This is a genomic window from uncultured Senegalimassilia sp. (genome assembly GCF_934632265.1).
In the GTDB taxonomy this organism is placed as follows: Bacteria; Actinomycetota; Coriobacteriia; order Coriobacteriales; family Eggerthellaceae; genus Senegalimassilia.
In genome coordinates this window covers 1-4,582 of sequence record NZ_CAKTYH010000138.1, presented here as the reverse complement: position 1 = coordinate 4,582, position 4,582 = coordinate 1, and the positions used below count along the sequence as shown (strand labels likewise).

The following is a 4,582-nucleotide window of genomic DNA, read 5'->3' as shown; positions in this document are numbered from 1 at the left end:
ATTGCATCACGCGACAAGGTACCCGTACGCAACGGAGTGAATAATTGTTCTGGACACACTTTTTGTCCTATAAGCCTCTGTAGCAAGTGCCCAAGGTATGCATAGTAAAGGGGTGCAGCGTGTATATGCGCTGCACCCCTTAGCTTTACGGGAGGACAATTGGCAAGGGCCTTCTACTTCAGCTGCTTTCCGTTCGTGTCCCAGTAGAAGCGCTTGAACTTGCGAATCTGGTTCAGGTGCATGATCTTCGCCCACATGTTGTGCTTGAAGGAGTCGGGCGCGTAGTGCAGCGGGTAGGGCTCGTCGGTGGTCTTCAGCGCCTTCAGCGCCTGGGCGAGGCGCTCCTGGTTATCCATGCTGCGTTTGAGCACGTAGGCGGGGACGCAGCAGTACAGGAACGGGTTGTAGGCCTCGTGGTAGTCCACCGGCTGGCCCATGACGAACTCGCGCACGATAAGCTCGACGAAGTTCTGCCCGCCAAGGCTCATGTAATAGGTGTTGCGTCCGCAGCGGGTGTTCACCTCGAAGAATCGGAAGCTGCCGTCGCGGCTGTCGTACTTGATGTCGAAGTTTGCGAAGCCTCGATACCCGACATGCGATAGGAAACGCTTGGCGCACGAGATGATGGCCTCTTCGCGCTCGCCCATGATGCACAGCGGGTTGCCAAGCGCGGTGGGGTCGTGGTCCTGCAGGCACACCACGCCGCCTGCTACTACGCGCATGTCGCCGGAAGCGTCCGAGAACGTGGTGAGGGTGCGGATGGCGTCGTCGCCGCCGGGGATGAAGTCCTGCAGCACTAGCAGGTTGTTGTAGTCCGACGTACGGATGCTGCGCCAAACCTGGGCAAGCTCCTCCGGACTTTCGATCTCGTAGATCTTTCGCCAGCCTTCGATGGTGGGCTCGGCGTCTTGGAATTGGGCCGAGTTGGAAGGCTTGGCGATAAGCGGGTAGGGGAACTCGTTAACGGGCAGCTCATCGGGGCCGTTGCCGCAGTCGAAGTACCAGGTTTTCGGGAACGGGATGTCCAGCTCCTCGCAGATCTCGTAGAAACGGCGCTTCTGCGTGATGTCGTCGAGCAGGGGGAAGTCGATATAGGGGACCACGTAGCCGAGCTCCTGCAGGCGCTGCTTGCCCTGGGAGAGCATGCGGGCGTGGCAGTCGTCGCAGCCCAGGATGAGCAGCGTCTTCTCCGGGTGCGCCCCGTGGACTTCCTGGGCGATGCGCTCGAGGGCGTTGTACAGGCCTTCTTGTTCGTGGATATGCGGCTCCAGGCGATAGTCGGTGAAACGGCTTTCGGAGAGCATCTTGATGTTTTGCGTGGCAAGCACGATGGTGCTTTCGATGCCGAAGGCGCGATGCAGCTCGCGCACGTAGCTGTATGCAAGGATATCGCCGCCGACCACCACCGGTTGCAGCAGGCGCGCCACATCCTCGGTGCGGGTGATAGGTGCGGGATCGACGTTTGCGGTCATGAAATCTCCTTTGAGATCCGACAACGTATGCAGCCTTGCATTATCGCACACGCTGCGCACAGCGCGTAGGCGTGACGCGCGTTTCGTGGAAAGTGCCCATAGGGCGGGTCGGTGGCGTATGATGAGCGAATGCAAAACGCCGGTCGGCGAACCTGTAAGAGAAGGAGCATTCCAGCGCATGTGCGGATTCGTGGGATTCACCGCCGTTGATTTCGATGAGCGGGCCAATCGCGCCATCGTCAAGGACATGGCGGATCGTATTATCCATCGCGGCCCTGATGATGAGGGCTTTTTTGTCAACGATGATGTGGCAATGGGCTTTCGCCGCCTGTCCATCATCGACCTTGAGGGAAGCCGCCAGCCCATGCAGAACGCCGATGGCAGCGTGACCGTCACGTTCAACGGCGAGATCTACAACTTCCAGGAGCTGCGTGCCGAGCTTCAGGGCAAGGGCTACGAGTTCAAGACCAACGGCGACACCGAGACCGTCGTCCACGGCTATGAGGAATGGGGCACGGGCGTGTTCGAACGCCTGCGCGGCATGTTCGCCATCGCCATCTGGGATGACAAGCGCAAGCAGCTGGTGCTGGCGCGCGACATCTTCGGCATCAAGCCGCTGTACTACCAGCACGAGGGAAATCGTCTGATCTGGGGCAGCGAGATCAAGTCCTTCCTGGCGCATCCGCGTTTCAAGAAGGAGCTCAACCGCGAGGCCCTGCCGCAGTACCTGTGCTTCGAGTACATGAACGACTCGCAGACCATGTTCAAGGACGTCCATAAGATGACGCCCGGTCATTTCATGGTGCTCAAGGACGGCAAGGCAACCATCGAGTGCTTCTACAAGATCACCTACAAGATCGACCGCTCCAAGGGTCTTGAGGAATGGGCCGACATCATCAAGGACACGTTTGACGAGAGCGTGCGCGCCCATGAGATCGCCGACGTCGAGATCGGCAGCTTCCTGTCCGGCGGCATCGACAGCTCACTGGCCGCGTACTGCATGGGCCAGCATCACGACGAGGGCGTGAAGACGTTCTCCGTGGGTTACGACATCACCGGCAGCGAGGAGCAGCGCGACAAGGCGGAGAACGCCGGCTTCAAGATCAAGCTGGACGAGCTGAAAGACGCGCGCGAGTTCGCCGAGTGGGCGGGGCTCTCCAACAAGGACGTGCAGGTCACGGCCAAGGAATTCTTGGATATCGTCCCCACCGAGCAGTACCACATGGACGAGCCGCTCGGCGCGCCGTCTGCCATCCCGCTGTACTTCGTCAGCCAGCTTGCCTCTAAAGAGGTGAAGGTGGTGCAGTCCGGCGAGGGCGCCGACGAGCTGTTCGGCGGCTACTGGATCTACCACGACCAGTACGAGTTCTCCAAGTACTTCAAGGTGCCCCGCGCGCTGCGCGCGGCCGGCGGCGCGGTTGCTCAGAAGCTGCCGCCGTTCCATGGGCGTCACTTCGCCATGCGCGGCTCGGGCGGCCCGGAGAAAAGCTACCAGCGCGCGTGCATGAACTACATGTGGGATGAGGTCCCCAACGTGCTGAAGGGCTATAACGGCCCGTGCAAGCCGTGGGAATGGTGCAAGCCGCACTTCGACGAGGCCGCGGTGCAAACGGGCGGCGGCGACGTGATCACGCAGACCCAGTACGTGGACATGGTCTCCTACATGCCCTACGACATCTGCCTGAAGGCCGACCGCATGTCCATGGCGCACTCCCTTGAGCTGCGCGTCCCCTTCCTGGACAAGAAGGTGCTCGATGTGGCGCTGCAGCTGCCCACCGACTGTCGTGTTACCGATGAGCATTCGAAGTACGCGCTGCGCCGTGCGGCCGCCCATCTGGGCTTCCCGCAGAAGGTGGCCGACATGCCTAAGCAGCCGTTCATCACGCCGCTGACCGTGTGGCTGCAGACCGACCTGTACTACGAGCGCATCAAAGAGGCGTTCACCAGCCCCGCCGCGCACGAGTTCTTCAACGTGGACTATCTGATGAAGATGCTCGATGACCATCGCAGCGCCGACTTCAGCACGCAGGAGGGCCGTTCCAAGCTCAAGATGATGCGCATTTGGAACGTGTACTGCTTCCTGTGCTGGTACGAGGTGTTCTTCGGCGAGATGTCGAAGCAGTACGCCCCGAAGACGCAGGTGGCGTAAGCGGGCTTGCGCGCGAGCCCGCGTGGGTGTGCGGGCATGTCGTCGAAGTGGACACGAAACGCTACGTCCCCGAAGTGTCCGCCCGAAGATGCGGATGTCGTAAGCGGCTTTTGCGTATGAGCCGGTGAGCGTGCAGGCTTGGCGCCGCGAACGGACAGATAGTACTACGTCCCCGAAGTGTCATGAAATAGGAAACGGCCGCGGATAGTTCCGCGGTCGTTTGTTTTGCACGAGGTCCGTTGTCGCGCATGAGCCGGTTGGGGCTGGCCGCCCCCGAAAGCGCGGTTCGGCCGTTGCTGCGGGGGTCGCACCGCTTTGCTTAGAGGCTGGCGCGCGTGGGCAGGCTACTTGTTCCAGGCGATGAAGGCCCAGGTGATTATGCGGGGGGTGCGTAGGCGCAGCGCCTTTTGGGTGCCGCCGTGGCCATCGGGCGATCCGGCGTGCTCGTTGGGCACGAGGTTGTCGTTGAGCCAGGCGTGCAGGCGCACGTAGGCGGCTTGGCGCTGCTGCTCGCCGACCACGGCGCCGGCAGCCCCGTCGATCATGCGGCGCAGGCTTTCCGCGGCCTGTTCGGGGGTGTCGAAGGTGTCGTTGCGCTCGGAGCGGATGAAATCGACCTGGGGGAGGATTCCTTCTGCGGCCAAGATGTTGATGGCGTACAGGTAATCCGGGCAGAGCGCATCCTTGAGCCCGAGCTCGGCCATGATGCGCTCATCGGTGCGCGGGCTTGAGCCGGTGGTCAGCGTGATGCACACGCGACGGCGCGCGATGTCGGTAAGGCGCAGCAGGCTGTCGCGCATGTTGGCGGTGGCGATGCTGCGGGAGGCGGTGCATACATCCACCATGCCCGGGCGCACGCCCTTGGCGGCCCAGTCCTCCTCCCAGCTTAACTGCATGGGGAACACCGTATGGACATCGGCGCGCTCAAGAGCCTCCGACATGCGGTCGAGCATGCCGCGGG

3 protein-coding genes are annotated in these 4,582 nt (G+C 61.8%); 1 reads left to right on the top strand and 2 read right to left on the bottom strand.

Features of this window, described 5'->3' with window-relative positions:
- Positions 1-173: 173 nt before the first annotated feature.
- Positions 174-1,472: a hypothetical protein gene (locus Q0H50_RS08520; RefSeq protein WP_294421414.1), complete on the bottom strand. Its 1,299-nt coding sequence runs from the start codon at positions 1,470-1,472 to the stop codon at positions 174-176.
- 178 nt (positions 1,473-1,650) lie between these two features.
- Here Q0H50_RS08520 and asnB point away from each other — a divergent pair, with 178 nt between their 5' ends.
- Positions 1,651-3,621, top strand: coding sequence for an asparagine synthase (glutamine-hydrolyzing) (gene asnB / locus Q0H50_RS08515; protein ID WP_294421413.1), 1,971 nt, complete (start codon positions 1,651-1,653; stop codon positions 3,619-3,621).
- A 344-nt stretch (positions 3,622-3,965) separates the two neighbouring features.
- Here asnB and Q0H50_RS08510 read toward each other — a convergent pair.
- Positions 3,966-4,582: hypothetical protein (locus Q0H50_RS08510; RefSeq protein ID WP_294421412.1), on the bottom strand; the 617-nt coding region annotated here is incomplete at its 5' end.